The organism is Fuscibacter oryzae (assembly GCF_016765795.1).
Classification (GTDB): domain Bacteria; phylum Pseudomonadota; class Alphaproteobacteria; order Rhodobacterales; family Rhodobacteraceae; genus Fuscibacter; species Fuscibacter oryzae.
In genome coordinates, this window is record NZ_JAESVP010000001.1 from 106985 (window position 1) to 121651 (window position 14667).

A 14667-nucleotide genomic window follows, 5' to 3' on the forward strand; every position below is an offset into this window, starting at 1 on the left:
ATGTTGGTCTGGCTAAATGATCTGCGCCTGAACGCCACGGTCAGCGGGCCCGCTGACGGCCCGCCTCTTGTGCTGATCCACGCCCTTGGTACCGACCATACGCTTTGGGACGGGCTGGTCGCCGCCCTGCCCCGCCACCGCATCCTGCGGTTTGATCTGCGCGGCCATGGCCTGTCAGACGTGCCGCCCGCGCCCTATTCGATGGGCGCCCTGATCCGCGACACCGAACGCCTGATGGAGCATTTCGCGATGAAAGAGGCCGTGGTTCTGGGCCTTTCGATCGGCGGGATGATCGCACAGGGCCTTGCGGTCAAACGGCTTGATCTGGTGCGCGGCCTGATCCTGTCGAACACCGCCGCCCGCATCGGCATCGCCGCGCAATGGCAGGCCCGGATCGACACGGCCCGCAAAAGCGGCCTTGCCGCGCTGGCCGATGGCAATATGGAGCGCTGGTTTGGTCGGGGCTGGCAGGCCAACCCCGCCACGCCGGCCATCCGCACCCTATTCCAGTCCACCCCACTTGAGGGCTGGTGCGGTTGTGCCGCTGCCATCGCCGGCACCGATTTTTATGAAACCACCGCCACCCTGCGCCTGCCGCTTATGGCCATCGCCGGGACCAATGACGGCTCCACCCCGCCAGACCTTGTGCGCGAAACCGCCGAACTGGTGCCGGGCCACCAGTTTCGCCTGATCCGCGGCGCGGGCCACCTGCCGATGACCGAACAGCCCGATGCCTATGCGCAGGCGGTCACCGAGTTTCTGTTCGCCATCGGCCATGGCTGACCTGCTGCTGGTTCACGGCGCGGGCTTGGGTGCCTGGATCTGGGACGATGTCCTGCCCCACCTGCCCGCCGCCCACGCCATCGACCTGCCGGGCCGGAGTGGCAGCCCCACAACGCTGAGGGATCAGGCACAGGCGATCCTTGATCACATCAGCCTCCCAACCGTGCTGGTCGGCCATTCCGCAAGCGGCTTCGCCATCACCGCCGCCGCCCTTCTCGCCCCCGAAAAGGTGGCGGGCCTGATCTACCTTTGCGCCTTCATCCCCCAACCCGGCCAATCCATCGCCCAGTTGCGCCGCGCCTGCCCCGGCGCGGGCCTGACCGGCAGCTACTCGGTCGTCTCCGACCGTCTCAGCTTCACCTTCAAGCCCGACCGCGCCCGCGACATTTTTTTCCACGACTGCACCGACGCCTCGGCACGTCTCTGCGCCGAACCCGTCGCACCGCAGGAAACCGCCCTGCCCGCGCGCCCAGCCTGCCCAAGCGCCGCAATCTTCTGCGAGGCCGACCGCGCCATTCCCATCGCTTGCCAGCAACACATGGCCCAAGGCATCCCGCTGACCGCCACCCTGCCCTGCGGCCACTCCCCTTTCCTCGCCATGCCCGCGCGCCTTGCCACCACCATCCGCGATCTAAGCGACAATTTTCGTCGCTGACAGGCCAGCCCATTCTGCCCGGCCCGCCCAAACTTCCGTCAAAGCGGAGGTATTTCCATGAAACTGCAAGACCTCGAAATCTTCATCGTCGCCCCCCCGGCCCCCGGCTGGGGCGGCCGCTACTGGATCTTCCCAAAGATCACCACCGATACCGGCATCGTCGGTTACGGCGAATGCTATGCCTCGACCGTCGGCCCAAAGGCGATGCGCGCGGTGATCGAGGATGTCTTCGAACGCCACATGCAAGGCGAAAACCCCGAGAACTTGGAGCTGATGTTCCGCCGCGTTTACTCCAGCGGCTTCACCCAGCGCCCCGACCCCACGGTGATGGGCGCCTTTGCGGGCCTTGAAATCGCCTGCTGGGATATCTTGGGCAAAGCGCGCAACCGGCCCGTCTGGGCGCTGTTGGGCGGCAAGATGAATGAACGGGTGCGCAGCTATACCTACCTTTACCCCCGCCCTGACCAAGACGCCGCCGAATTCTGGGTCAACCCCGACTGGCAGGCGGAAGAGGCCGCGCGCTGCGTGGCCGAGGGTTTCACAGCCGTCAAATTCGACCCCGCCGGCCCCTACACCATCCGCGGCGGCCATAACCCCGCGATGAGCGACATCTCCCGGTCAGTCGCGTTCTGCAAGGCGATCCGCGAAGCGGTGGGCGACCGTGCCGACCTGCTGTTCGGCACCCATGGCCAGTTCTCCACCCCCGGCGCGATCAGGCTGGGGCGCGAATTGGAACCCTATAATCCCCTTTGGTACGAAGAGCCGATCCCGCCCGACAATCTCTTGGAATTCGCCGAGGTCGCGCGGCAGGTCCGCATCCCACTGGCCACCGGCGAGCGGCTGACCACCAAGACCGAATTCGGCATGCTGCTGCGCGCAGGCGGCGTGAAAATCCTGCAACCCGCACTGGGCCGTCTGGGCGGTATTCTAGAGGCGAAGAAGCTCTCGGCCATCGCCGAGATTTTCAACGCCGAAATGGCCCCCCACCTTTATGCCGGGCCGGTGGAATGGGCGGCCAATGTCCACCTCTCGGTCTCGATCCCCAACCTGCTGATCGCCGAAACCATTCAAAAGGGTGGCGATTTCCACCTGAAACTGATCAAGAACACCCTGAAATGGGAGGACGGCTATATCCTCGCCCCCGATGCGCCCGGCCTTGGCATTGATTTCGACGAAGACCTCGCCCGCGCGCACCCCTATACCGGCAACTGCCTGCATTTGCAGATGCAAGAGGCGCCTTGCGACTATCGCCACGGCAACCGGTTCGAAGGCGGCGCACCCGCGCCCAGTGTCTGACCATAGAGGCGGGGGCGCTTCGCCCCCCGCACCCCCCGAGGATATTTAGAGAAGGGGAAGGCCAAAAGACGCGGCTCTTTCTCTTCCCCTTCTCTAAATATCCCACGGGGGTCCGGGGGTGTGAAACCCCCGGCTTCGCCCGGTCAGCCGACGAGTTCGCCCGCCAGCGCCCGGTCGATCAGCGCCACGGTTTCCGGCACGCCATAGAGGGCGACAAAGCCACCAAAGCGCGGGCCTTCGGATGCGCCCAGTAGCACCTCGTACAGCGCCTTGAACCAGTCGCGCAACGGGTCAAAGGCGTGGTCTTTGCCAACAGCATAGCAGATGTTCTGCAACTCTTCGTCGCTGTGGCTGCCTTCATGGGCCAGAAGGCGGGCGCGCAGGTCAAGTATCGCCGCGCGCTCCATGTCCGTCGGCAGGCGGAAGCTGCGGCTGGGGGCGATCTTGTCGGCGTAATAGCGCACGGCATAGCCCGCTGCCGCATCAAGGTCAGGGTTGGTCTCGGGGCTGGCCTCTGGCGCATAGCGCTTGATAAAGCCCCAGAGCCCCGCCGCATCCTTGGCCCCGGCAACCGAGGCGAGGTTCAAAAGCATGGCGAAAGACACCACCATATGGCTTTCGGGCGGCTTGCCATTGTGGATATGGAACACCGGGTTGTTCACCTGCTGGTCCGCATCCTGCGTCGGATAAGCCTTGAGCTGCTGGTGGTATTCATCCACCGCCTTGGGGATCACATCCCACCACAGCCGCTTGGCCGTCTTGGGCTTTTGATACATGAAATAGGACAGCGATTCCGACGCGGCATAGGTCAGCCATTCGTCGATCGTCAGGCCGTTGCCCTTGGATTTGGAAATCTTCTGGCCTTCGAAATCCAGAAACAGCTCGTAGGTGAAATGGTTCGGCTTCTTGCCGCCCAGCACCTCGCAGATGCCGTCATAGATCGGGGTGTTGGTCGAATGGTCCTTGCCATACATCTCGAAATCGACATCCAGCGCGGCCCAGCGGGCGCCGAAATCGGGCTTCCATTGCAGCTTTACGTTGCCGCCGGTGACCGGCAGCGTCCATTCGCGGCCATCCTCGTCGTCAAAGGTGATGGTGCCGTCCTTGGCATTCACCTCTTTCATCGGCACATAAAGCACTCGCCCCGTTTCGGGGTGGATCGGCAGGAAGCAGGAATAGGTCTGCTGGCGTTCCTCTCGCAAGGAAGCCAGCATGATCGCCATGATCGCGTCATAGCGTTCGGCGGCCAGCCGCAAGGTGTCGTCGAACCGGCCCGATTTGTAGAACTCGGTCGCCGAATAGAACTCATACTCGAACCCGAAGGTATCAAGGAACCGGCGCAGCATGGCATTGTTGTGGTCGCCGAAGCTGGCGTATTCGCCATAGGGGTCAGGCACCGAGGTCAGCGGTTTTTGCATGTGCTGGCGCAGCATCTCTTGCTGGGGCACATTTTCCGGCACCTTGCGCATGCCGTCCACATCATCGGAAAAACAGATCAGCCGGGTCGGGATGTCGGAAATCACCTCGAACGCGCGGCGGATCATCGTGGTGCGCGCCACCTCTCCGAAGGTGCCGATATGCGGCAGGCCCGAGGGGCCATAGCCGGTTTCAAACAGCACATAGCCCTTTTCCGGTGCCTTTTTCTCATACCGTTTGAGCAGCGCGCGCGCCTCTTCAAAGGGCCAGGCCTTCGATTTCATTGCCGCATCGCGCAGGGTGGTCATCGCCAAATCCTTAAACCCCCCGGGTGGCCCCGTGCCGCCCGGACCATGGTCCTCTATTGCCCCCCCGGCGGGGCGTCAATAATCTGCCGTCCGAAGCAGGAGGAATAGATGCCCGATACCCCCCCGATGTCGCCCCAGGATGCGCTGATTGCCGTAATGGTGGCCTGCTCGGCCTCGGATCAGAACATGCGCACCGCCGAGCTGGTGGCGATCACACGCATGATCAACCATATGCCGGTTTTTGCCGATTATGACGCCGACCGCCTTCGCCGGATCAGCCAGATCGTCTTTGACCTGTTCGAAGAGGAGGATGGCCTAGATGCCCTGTTCGGCCTGATCCGAGAGGCGCTGCCAGAACGCCTTTATGAAACCGCCTATGCACTGGCCTGCGACGTTGTCACCGCCGATGGCCTGCATAACCAGACCGAACTGCGCATGCTGGAAGAGGTGCGGGATGAATTGCACATTGACCGGTTGCACGCCGCTGCCATCGAATGGGGCGCGCGGGTACGGCATATGCGGTGACAGTGGCCGCCACGCTAGGGGGGCGCTGGCAAAGCCCTAGGCGCAGTAGCTTTCCGCCCAGCGCCGCACCAGTTGCGCCTGCAAGCGCCGCGCGCGTTTCAGCCAGGCCTTGCCGCCCGGCGGCTCTTCGCGGTCGGCCATCGGCAGGGCGGCGCGGCGGTCTATGTCCGATGAAAAGATCGCAAAGGCCAGTTCGCGGCCCGCTGGCGGCTGGATGAACCCGGCAAGGCCAGAGGTAAAGTTCAGCGTGCCGGTTTTCGCCCGCACGCGGACCTTGCTGTCCTTCATCGCCTTGCCCTTGTCATCCGTCAGGCCAAATTCGCGCAGGATGCCCGGCAGATGCGCCCCGCCCGGCCGCCCCCGCCCCGCCACCAGCGCCCGCGCCATACCCAAGGCGGTGACGCGCGATTGCGACCCAAGGCCGGAATGGTCAACGAAATCACCCGGATGGCCCAGATTGGCGCGCGCCCAATCGGTCATCACCTGCCCCGACACGGCCAGACTGGCCGCCTCGCTGGCACCCAGGCCCACGGCCTCGGCGGTGATGTTGGTGGACCAGCGCAGCATGCCGCGCAGCACCACGGCCAAAGGCTCGCTGTCCTTGCGGGCCAGTTCCGTTCCTGCGGGCAGCGCCGCCACAATCTCGGGCGGGGGCAGCGTGATGCCTTGCATCGCGCAAAGGCCGCGGAACGCCTCGGCCACATAGGGCCCGGCGCGGCGCACCGGCAGCCAGCGGCTGCCATCGGCGCCAAGCGCCTCTCGCGCCACCGTCCAATCCTCGGTCGATTGGCCAAGGCGATAGGTGAACAAGGGCGCCTCGCGGTTTTCCACCGCCATCCGCGTCAGGTCGATCTGCGGCGCAAAGCGTTCGCCCCGCGCATCCATCGACAGATTATAGCCGCTGCCCGCCCGCTTCCATTCAAAGTAAACCCGGCCAAAGTTCAGGATCAGCCCAGAAAGGCCCGGATCATAGCCGACATGATCGGGCTGGTCCGCCGCGATCCGCTCGATCCTTGGCAATGCGCCGTCCCAGGCCAGATAGCGCCCGGTCAGCCCTCGCACGCCGCGCGCCTTTAACCGCGCCGCCATATCGCCCAGATCATCGGTGCCCAGCGTCGGATCCCCCCCGCCCACCAGCACCAGATCGCCCTGCACCACGCCCTTGACCACCGGACCCGTGGCAAGCACGGTGGTTGAAAACCGATGATCCGGGCCCAGTTTTTCCAGCGCGAACAGCGATGTGATGGTTTTGGCCACACTTGCAGGCGGCAGCGCGGTTTCGGGGCTATGCACTTCCAGCACCTCTCCCGTGCGGGCATCGAGTACCACGACAGATGTTGCCCCGCCCAGATCGGCCGCCCCCACCAGATCGGCAAGCCCGGCCTGCGGCACTGCCGCCACCGGGGTTGCCGCCTGACCATGCGTCAAGGATCGCGACAGGGGCCGCTGCGAGGTGCGGGGGGCCTCGGCTAACAGCGGCGTGGCCACGCTGGCCAAAAGCGCGGCCAGCAGGCCACGGCGAGTCAGGTCATGGGTCACGATTCCACCTCCGCGCCCTTTGCCTAGCGGGCGGGGGCGCGCCGATCTAGCAGCGCTCACGGCTTTGTGGTCCGCGCGGGAACCGAGCCGCTTCTCCATTCGCCCCGCGCGCGGATTTCGGTGGAAGAGGCGTCGTTCATCGGCAGATCGACGAAATACCACGAGGGCGGCGGGTCAAGGGCCAGCGCCTTGCCCCGCGTCACCCGGTGACTGCCGTAGGTTCGCGCCGCAACCGACAGCCGCGCCGCCACGCCGCTGCCCGGGCGTGCCAGTACCGCAACCGGCACGTCATTCAAAATCTCGCGCCAGCGGGCCCATTTGTGAAACTGCACCAGATTGTCGGCCCCCATCAGCCAGACAAAGGTGACGCCGGGATAGATCAGCCGCAATTGCCGGATGGTATCGGCGGTCAGCCGGGTGCCCAGCAGCGTCTCCAGTTCGGTGATTTTCACCCGGGGGTGCTGCATCACCTGCCGCGCCCGCGCCAGCCGGTTGGCCATGGGGGCGGGCTGGCGGGCCTTAAGCGGGTTGGCTGGGGTCACCAGCCACCACACCTGATCCAGCCCCAGCCGCTTTAGCGCCTCTCGCGTGATATGGGCATGGCCTTCATGTGCGGGATCGAACGATCCGCCCAGTAGGCCGATCACCATGCCCGGAACCGCCCCCGGAAAGCCCTGCCGCATCTGCCGGGCCTCCTGTTGCCTTGCCCCTTGCGTCTGTTTCGGGGCGGCGGCGGTGACTGTCAAGAAAAGTTGATGTTTAAGAAAGACGGCAGACCGCCGGGGGTTTCCCCCGGACCCCCAGAGTATTTTTGCCAAGAGGAAGGGGATTGCGGCGCGATATTATCTGACTAATATCAGATAAATTACTGATACGAGTCCGCGATGCCCGAAACCCTTGCCCGTATCCGCCGTTTCAACCGCGCCGTGACCCGCGAGACCGGCGCGATGGAGGAATCCTTTCTTGGCCGCGGCCGCCCCTTGGGGGCCGCACGGGTTCTATGGGCGATTGGAGAGGCTGGGCGCGATGTGGCCGACCTGCGGGCCGAGCTGGCGCTTGATTCCGGCCTTCTCAGCCGCATCCTGCGCGGGCTGGAGGCCGAAGGTCTGGCGCAGCTTGAACCCGATCCAGCCGACCGCCGCCGCCGCCGCGCCACCCTGACCGAGCGCGGGCAGGCCGAGCGCGCCGAATATGATCGGCTGAATGACCAGATGGCTGGGGCAATTCTGGCCCGCGCGCCGCGCCACCGCGACGCTCTGCTGGCGGCGATGGACCTTGTGGCCGTGACGCTGAACGCCGACCGGATCGACATTCGCCCCGCCGATCCCACAGACCCCTCTGCCCGCGCCTGCCTTGCCGCCTATTTCGCCCTGCTGTCGGACAAGATCAGCGGTATCAGCACGGCGCATGTTCCAGACCCCGATCCTGATGCCCCCCTGTTCCGCCCGCCCCACGGCACCTTTCTGCTGGCCTGGTGCGACCGGCTGCCGGTGGGGTGCGTGTCGCTGAAACCGCTGGAGCCCGGCGTGGCCGAGGTAAAGCGCCTGTGGGTCGACCCCGCCGCCCGTGGCCTTGGCCTTGCCCGCCGCCTGATGCGCGCGGTTGAAGATCAGGCCCGCGCCCTTGGCTACGGCGCGCTGAAGCTCGACACCAACGCCGCCCTGGCCGAGGCGATCACCCTTTACGAACGCAGCGGCTGGACCCCAATCGCCCCCTATACCGGCTTTCCGGCGACGCATTGGTTTGCCAAGCCGCTCTGACCCCAGAGCAACCGTTGCAGGCAAGGCCCCCAGTCGCTACATGGGTGCCAACCAGCGATCAGGAGCAGCCCATGGCCAGCTATCAATATGTCTACCACATGGAGAACGTCTCCAAGACCTATCCGGGCGGCAAGAAGTGCTTTGAGAGTATTCACCTCAACTTTCTGCCCGGCGTGAAGATCGGCGTTGTCGGCGTGAACGGGGCGGGTAAGTCGACCCTGCTGAAAATCATGGCCGGCATGGACAAGGATTTCAAAGGCGAGGCCTGGGCCGCCAAGGGCGCCAAGGTCGGCTATCTGGCGCAGGAACCGCAGCTTGACCCGACGCTGGATGTGAAGGGCAACGTCATGCTGGGCGTGGCCAAGCAGACCGCCGTGCTGGAACGCTATAACGAACTGGCGATGAACTATTCCGACGAGACGGCCGACGAGATGGCCGCCCTGCAAGACCAGATCGACGCCGAAAACCTGTGGGAGCTGGAGGCGACCGTTGGCGTCGCCATGGACGCCCTGCGCTGCCCGCCCGATGATGCCGATGTGGAAACCCTGTCGGGCGGTGAACGCCGCCGTGTCGCCCTGTGCAAGCTGCTGCTCGAAAAGCCCGACATGCTGCTCTTGGACGAACCGACCAACCACCTTGACGCCGAATCCATCGCCTGGCTGCAAAAGCACCTGATCGACTACAAGGGCACCATCCTGATCGTCACCCACGACCGTTACTTCCTGGATGACATCACCAGCTGGATTCTCGAACTCGACCGTGGTCGCGGCATTCCATACGAAGGAAACTATTCTGCCTGGCTGGACCAGAAGGCCAAGCGGATGCAGCAGGAAGCCCGCGAAGACAAATCCAAGCAAAAGGCGCTGGAAAAGGAACTGGAGTGGATCCGCTCTGGCGCCAAGGCCCGTCAGGCCAAGGGCAAGGCCCGTATTGCGCGCTATAACGAAATGGCCGGTCAGACCGTGCTGGAACGCTCCAGCAGCGCGCAGATCATCATCCCGAACGGCGAACGCCTTGGCAGCAAGGTGATCGAGGTCGAAGGGCTGAAAAAGCACATGGGCGACAAGCAGTTGATCGAGAACCTGTCGTTCACCGTGCCGCCGGGGGCGATTGTTGGCGTGATCGGGCCGAACGGTGCGGGCAAATCGACCCTGTTCCGCATGATCACCGGGCAGGAACAGCCCGATGAAGGCACCATCACCCTGGGCACCACGGTCAAGCTGGCCTATGTCGATCAGAGCCGCGACGCGCTCGACCCGGACAAGAACGTCTGGGAGGAAATCTCAGGCGGGGCCGAAGTGATCCACCTGGGCGACATGCAGATGAACAGCCGCGTCTACACCGGCGCGTTCAACTTCAAGGGCACCGACCAGCAAAAGAAGGTCGGGTTACTGTCGGGTGGGGAACGCAACCGCGTTCACATGGCCAAGCTGTTGAAATCCGGCGGCAACGTGCTGCTGCTTGACGAACCGACCAACGATCTGGACGTGGAAACCCTGCAAGCGCTGGAATCCGCCATCGAGGAGTTCGCCGGCTGCGCCATCATCATCAGCCACGACCGTTTCTTCCTCGACCGCCTTTGCACCCATATTCTGGCGTTCGAAGGCGATGCCCATGTCGAATGGTTCGAAGGCAACTTCCAGGCCTATGAGGACGACAAGGTGCGTCGTCTGGGGCCAGATGCACTGGAACCGAAGCGGGTGAAGTACAAGCGGTTTAGTCGGTAAGGGGCGCCGAAATCGACCGGGGGTAGATGGCCGCGCCGTTTGGTGCGTGAAATCATCCACCCTACCGCCAAATCCCCGGACGTATGCCTGTAGGGTGCGTGCTTTGCACGCACCAACCGCCGCACTCCATCGGCCAAAAGCCGCCGCCTGCCCTGTGCCGCCATGCGATCCGCCCTATCTCCATAGAGCAACCAAAGGAGGATCACATGAAAGGCATCATCGCTTGGTTCATGGGCGTGCCCCTGTTCGTCATCATTCTGCTCTATGTGTTCGGCTACTTCTGACCCCCGCAAAGGCCCGCCCCGACGGCGGGCCTTTCGCGGTCAGGCGCCCTTGGGCCGGCGCGCCTTGATCACAGCGGGGTCGGTTTCGACGCGCCCCGCCCCGATCAGATCCAGACAATAGGGCACGGCGGCGAAGACCGCCTCCAGACTGGTTCCAATCGCATTGGGGCTGCCCGGCAGAGTGATGATCAGCGTGCTACCCCGGACAGATGCGCCCTGCCGGGACAGGATCGCCGTGGGCACCACCTTGAGGTTCGCGGCCCGCATCGCCTCGCCAAAACCCGGCAAATCAAACTCTGCCACCGCGGCCACCGCCTCTGGCGTCCGGTCGCGGGGCGCAGGGCCGGTGCCGCCCGTGACCAGCACCAGCCCCGCGCCCCAAACATCGGCCAGATCGACCAGCGCCGCCGAAACGCTGTCCACCCCATCCGGCACAATCCGGCGCTGCACCTCGATCTCTGATGTGATCACCCGCCGCAGCCACTCTTCGACGGCAGGGCCACCCCGGTCCTCATATTCGCCTTTCGAGGCCCGGTCCGACACCACCAGCACCGCAATCTTCACAGCCATTCCGCCCATCCTTTTGCAGGGCGGTTTACGCCGCCGCCCCGGCACCTTACCTTGGCCTGAATACGAATCCCGCGAGGCAAGATGCAAGACCATCCCGAGCAAGGCTATCAGGTTCTTGCCCGCAAATATCGCCCCGAAACTTTCGCCGATCTGGTGGGGCAAGAGGCGATGGTGCGGACCCTGAAAAACGCCTTCGCGGCCGACCGCATTGCGCATGCCTTCATCATGACGGGCATCCGGGGCACGGGGAAAACCACCACCGCCCGCATCATCGCCAAGGGGCTGAACTGTGTTGGCCCCGATGGCACGGGCGGCCCGACAACCGAACCCTGTGGCCAATGCGAACCCTGCCGCGCGATTGCCGAGGGCCGCCATGTCGATGTGATGGAGATGGACGCCGCCAGCAGAACTGGCGTGGGCGACATTCGGGAAATCATTGATTCCGTTCACTATCGCGCCGCATCGGCCCGGTTCAAAGTGTATATCATCGACGAAGTTCACATGCTGTCGACCGCCGCCTTCAACGCCCTGTTGAAGACGCTGGAGGAACCGCCCGCCCATGTGAAATTCATCTTTGCCACCACCGAGATCCGCAAGGTTCCGGTCACCGTCCTGTCGCGCTGCCAGCGGTTTGATCTGAAGCGGATCGAGCCAGAGGTCATGATTGCCCTGCTGCAAAAGATCGCCACGGCGGAAAATGCGCAGATTTCCGACGATGCGCTGGCCCTGATCACCCGCGGGGCGGAAGGGTCGGCGCGCGATGCGACCTCGCTGCTTGATCAGGCGATTTCACATGGTCAGGGCGAAACCAGCGCCGTTCAGGTCCGCGCCATGCTGGGGCTGGCCGACCGGGGCCGCGTGATGGACCTGTTCGACCTGATCATGCACGGAGAGGCGGCGGCGGCGCTGTCGGAACTGTCGGGGCAATATTCCGACGGGGCCGACCCGATGGCCGTGCTGCGTGATCTGGCCGAGATCACGCATTGGATTTCGGTGCTGAAGATCACGCCAGAGGCGGCGGAAGACCCCACCGTGCCGCCCGCCGAACGGATGCGCGGGCAGGACATGGCGGCGCGGCTGCCGGTGCGGTCGCTTAGCCGGATGTGGCAGATGCTGCTGAAGGCGATTGAAGAGGTGGCACTGGCCCCCAATGCGATGATGGCCGCCGAAATGGCGGTGATCCGGCTGACCCATGTCGCCGACCTGCCCGACCCCGAAACTCTGATCCGCAAGCTGACGACCGACCCGCGCCCGCCTGGCCCAACCGGCGGCGCGCCCGCGGGCGGCGGTGGCACCACCGTGCATGGCGCGGTTATGCGCGCACCCATGGCGCCGATGCGCGGCCCGACCATGCAGGCCGCCGCCCCCGCGCTGGCCCATGGCGCTGTGCCCCTGATCGCCAGCTTTGCCCAACTGGCCGAGGTGATCCGCGACAAGCGCGATATGAAGCTTTTGATGGAGGTCGAAACCGGCGTCCGTCTGGTGCATTTCGCCCCCGGCCGGATCGAGTTTGAACCTGCGCCCAATGCTCCGGCGGACCTTGCCGCCCGCCTGTCACAGCGCTTGCAGGGCTGGACCGGGCAACGTTGGGGTGTCTCGGTCGTAGGGTCTGGCGGCCAGCCGACAATTGCCGAAGAGCGTGAGCGCGAACAAGACGAGGCCCGCGCCGAGGCGATGCAGAACCCGCTGGTGCAGGCCGCGCTGACGGCGTTCCCCGGCGCGCGGATCACCCAAATCCGCACCCCGGAACAACTGGTTGCCGAAGCCGCCGCCGAGGCGCTGCCCGAGGTGGAAGATGAATGGGATCCGTTCGAGGACGGCTAGCGGCGAATATTGCCCAAACCGCGGGCGATGCCTATCTAGACGCCAGATTTCAAAGGAGTGACGAGATGCTGAAAGGGTTGGGCAATCTTGGCGACATGGCCAAGATGATGAAGGCCGCCACCGAAATGCAGGGCAAGATGGCCGATTTGCAAGAGCAACTGGCCCGCACCGTCGTGATCGGCGAAAGCGGGGCCGGTCTGGTCAAGGCCCGCGCCACGGCCAAGGGCGAGGTGACGGGCCTCGACATCGACGCCTCCATTCTGGTGCCGACCGAAAAGGAAGTGCTGGAAGACCTGATCCTTGCCGCGATCAAGGATGCCCAATCGCGCGGGCAAGAGCGTAACATCGAAGAGATGCGCAAGCTGACCGAGGCGCTTGGCCTGCCGTCGAACATGCCGCTGCCGTTCTGAATGGACAACACCCGCGAGATCGAAGCGCTGATCGAACTGATGGCGCGGCTGCCGGGGCTTGGCCCCCGTTCGGCCCGCCGTGCGGTTCTGGCGCTTTTGAAGCGTCGCGGGCAGTTGATGGCCCCCTTGGCGCAGGCCATGGCGACCGTGGCCCTGAACGCACGCGATTGCACGGTTTGCGGCAATATCGGCACCGCCGATATCTGCCCGATCTGCGCCGACCCCGACCGCGCCACCGGCGAGATTTGCGTGGTGGAAGACGTTGCCGACCTGTGGGCGATGGAGCGGACCGGCGCCTTCAAGGGGCGCTATCATGTTCTGGGCGGCACCCTTTCGGCGCTGGACGGGCTGGGACCGGACGAACTGGGCATTCCGCGCCTTGTGCGGCGTGTCGCGGATGAGGGCATCTGCGAGGTGATCATGGCGCTGAATGCCACGGTCGATGGCCAGACCACCGCACATTACATCGCCGATGCCCTGACCGAGACGACGGTCCAGATCAGCTCTCTGGCGCAAGGCGTGCCGATCGGCGGCGAGCTGGACTACTTGGATGATGGCACAATTGGTGCCGCGCTGCGTGCCCGACGCCGGTTATAGGCGCAACCTCACCGCAACTGCGCCACAGTTGCGCCCGAATCCTGCGCCCAAATACCCCAAAGACAAGGGGTTTTGCGATGGCCGTGGTATCCGTAATCTTGGGTGGCATATTTGGCTTCGTAGCGGCGACAATCGCCGTTTTTTGCGGGGCCACCGCCCTTGCAGCCCTTGCAATCTGGAGCGGAACTGGCCTTACAGCTGCCGTTTTCGTGATGTTGCTGGCCTATTTCCCGCGCCATAACGCCGAACATCGGCTGGCAGCCCAGAAAGTCTGATCAGAGATCTGGATCAAATTGATCGAATTATTGCAAGATTGCCGCGCAGGCTGATCTGCAACCCACGTCAGGCCAGCGGCGACAAGATCGCCAAACCTGATCATGTGATCGAAACCCGAGATCAGACCTGACGTTGCGGTTCATACTCACGCAGTGCCATGCGGTCGCGCAACGCATGCTCAAACCCGACCCGCATCGCCACCGCCGAAAGGGGTGCGCGCAGCACCGTGGCCATCGCCCGGTCCTGCGGAAATTGCTGGTGGGCGCATTCGCGGCTGACCAGAATGACCGGCACCTTGCCGACCGCCTCTCCCAGCAGACCGACGGCGCGCTGCCCCCGCTCCAAGCCGCCGAAGCTGTCGCAATCGATCACCACCAGACCATAGTCGCGCGGCGATTCGATGATGGCATCCAGCGCGGAATAAAGTTCATCTTGCCGCTCGATGATGCCGCCCAACCCGGCCAGACGATGCGCGATTGTGTGATCCGCGCTCTGCGCCGCAACAAGCAAAACATGCAAACCAAAGCCGACTGGTGATGAACTTTCCTGCTCTAGCCCACGAAGGATCTGCATAGCGACCTCGAATTCTTGCCCTATCGCAGGCTGCAGGCCGCGAATGGCAAAACTAAGGACGCTTCCCGGCATTTCTGCCGTATTCAAACAAGAAACGATCTGTTGCGGCGACAAGATTAACCCC

General features: G+C 64.3%; 14 protein-coding genes. 9 read left to right on the forward strand and 5 right to left on the reverse strand.

The window, feature by feature from the left end:
• Genes pcaD through JI744_RS00520 form a run of 3 tightly spaced genes read left to right on the forward strand, consistent with a single transcriptional unit; the run spans position 1 to position 2734 of the window.
• The gene (pcaD, locus tag JI744_RS00510) at positions 1-783 is read left to right on the forward strand and encodes a 3-oxoadipate enol-lactonase (RefSeq protein ID WP_202657224.1); all 783 of its coding nucleotides are present in this window, start codon (positions 1-3) and stop codon (positions 781-783) included.
• Positions 776-1438, forward strand: coding sequence for an alpha/beta fold hydrolase (locus JI744_RS00515; protein WP_202657226.1), 663 nt, complete (start codon positions 776-778; stop codon positions 1436-1438). Before pcaD ends, JI744_RS00515 begins: the two co-directional genes overlap by 8 nt.
• 57 nt (positions 1439-1495) lie before the next feature.
• Complete coding sequence (locus JI744_RS00520) at positions 1496-2734, forward strand: mandelate racemase/muconate lactonizing enzyme family protein (RefSeq protein ID WP_202657228.1); 1239 nt, start codon at positions 1496-1498, stop codon at positions 2732-2734.
• Positions 2735-2877: 143 nt separating this feature from the next.
• Here the strand turns inward: JI744_RS00520 and JI744_RS00525 are convergent, their stop codons facing one another.
• Complete coding sequence (locus tag JI744_RS00525) at positions 2878-4458, reverse strand: lysine--tRNA ligase (protein WP_202657230.1); 1581 nt, start codon at positions 4456-4458, stop codon at positions 2878-2880.
• A 108-nt stretch (positions 4459-4566) separates the two neighbouring features.
• Between JI744_RS00525 and JI744_RS00530 the strand changes: the two genes are divergently transcribed.
• Positions 4567-4983: a tellurite resistance TerB family protein gene (locus JI744_RS00530; RefSeq protein ID WP_202657232.1), complete on the forward strand. Its 417-nt coding sequence runs from the start codon at positions 4567-4569 to the stop codon at positions 4981-4983.
• A 36-nt stretch (positions 4984-5019) separates the two neighbouring features.
• On the opposite strand, the gene dacB is transcribed toward JI744_RS00530, so the two are convergent.
• Together dacB and JI744_RS00540 are read right to left on the reverse strand one after the other, a co-directional pair.
• Complete coding sequence (dacB, locus tag JI744_RS00535; protein WP_328756615.1) at positions 5020-6522, reverse strand: D-alanyl-D-alanine carboxypeptidase/D-alanyl-D-alanine endopeptidase; 1503 nt, start codon at positions 6520-6522, stop codon at positions 5020-5022.
• 56 nt (positions 6523-6578) lie between these two features.
• Positions 6579-7205, reverse strand: coding sequence for a nicotinate-nucleotide adenylyltransferase (locus JI744_RS00540; RefSeq protein ID WP_202657242.1), 627 nt, complete (start codon positions 7203-7205; stop codon positions 6579-6581).
• A gap of 201 nt (positions 7206-7406) precedes the next feature.
• On the opposite strand from JI744_RS00540, the gene JI744_RS00545 reads away from it, so the two are divergent.
• The gene (locus tag JI744_RS00545) at positions 7407-8282 is read left to right on the forward strand and encodes a helix-turn-helix domain-containing GNAT family N-acetyltransferase (protein WP_202657244.1); all 876 of its coding nucleotides are present in this window, start codon (positions 7407-7409) and stop codon (positions 8280-8282) included.
• A gap of 71 nt (positions 8283-8353) precedes the next feature.
• Positions 8354-10009, forward strand: a complete 1656-nt coding sequence (gene ettA, locus JI744_RS00550; RefSeq protein ID WP_202657254.1) for an energy-dependent translational throttle protein EttA — start codon at positions 8354-8356, stop codon at positions 10007-10009.
• Positions 10010-10332: 323 nt separating this feature from the next.
• On the opposite strand, the gene mog is transcribed toward ettA, so the two are convergent.
• On the reverse strand, positions 10333-10857 hold the full coding sequence (gene mog / locus JI744_RS00555; RefSeq protein ID WP_407927492.1) for a molybdopterin adenylyltransferase: 525 nt from the start codon (positions 10855-10857) through the stop codon (positions 10333-10335).
• An 87-nt stretch (positions 10858-10944) separates the two neighbouring features.
• Between mog and JI744_RS00560 the strand changes: the two genes are divergently transcribed.
• The 3 genes from JI744_RS00560 to recR all read left to right on the forward strand — a co-directional run bounded on the left by JI744_RS00560 (position 10945) and on the right by recR (position 13694).
• Positions 10945-12687 carry a DNA polymerase III subunit gamma/tau gene (locus JI744_RS00560; RefSeq protein WP_202657258.1) on the forward strand — a complete coding sequence of 581 codons (1743 nt, stop codon included), beginning with the start codon at positions 10945-10947 and terminating at the stop codon, positions 12685-12687.
• Between the two features lie 65 nt (positions 12688-12752).
• Positions 12753-13097, forward strand: a complete 345-nt coding sequence (locus JI744_RS00565; protein WP_202657260.1) for a YbaB/EbfC family nucleoid-associated protein — start codon at positions 12753-12755, stop codon at positions 13095-13097.
• Complete coding sequence (gene recR / locus JI744_RS00570) at positions 13098-13694, forward strand: recombination mediator RecR (protein WP_202657262.1); 597 nt, start codon at positions 13098-13100, stop codon at positions 13692-13694.
• 396 nt (positions 13695-14090) lie between these two features.
• On the opposite strand, the gene JI744_RS00575 is transcribed toward recR, so the two are convergent.
• Complete coding sequence (locus JI744_RS00575; RefSeq protein WP_202657264.1) at positions 14091-14657, reverse strand: hypothetical protein; 567 nt, start codon at positions 14655-14657, stop codon at positions 14091-14093.
• Positions 14658-14667: the final 10 nt, after the last annotated feature.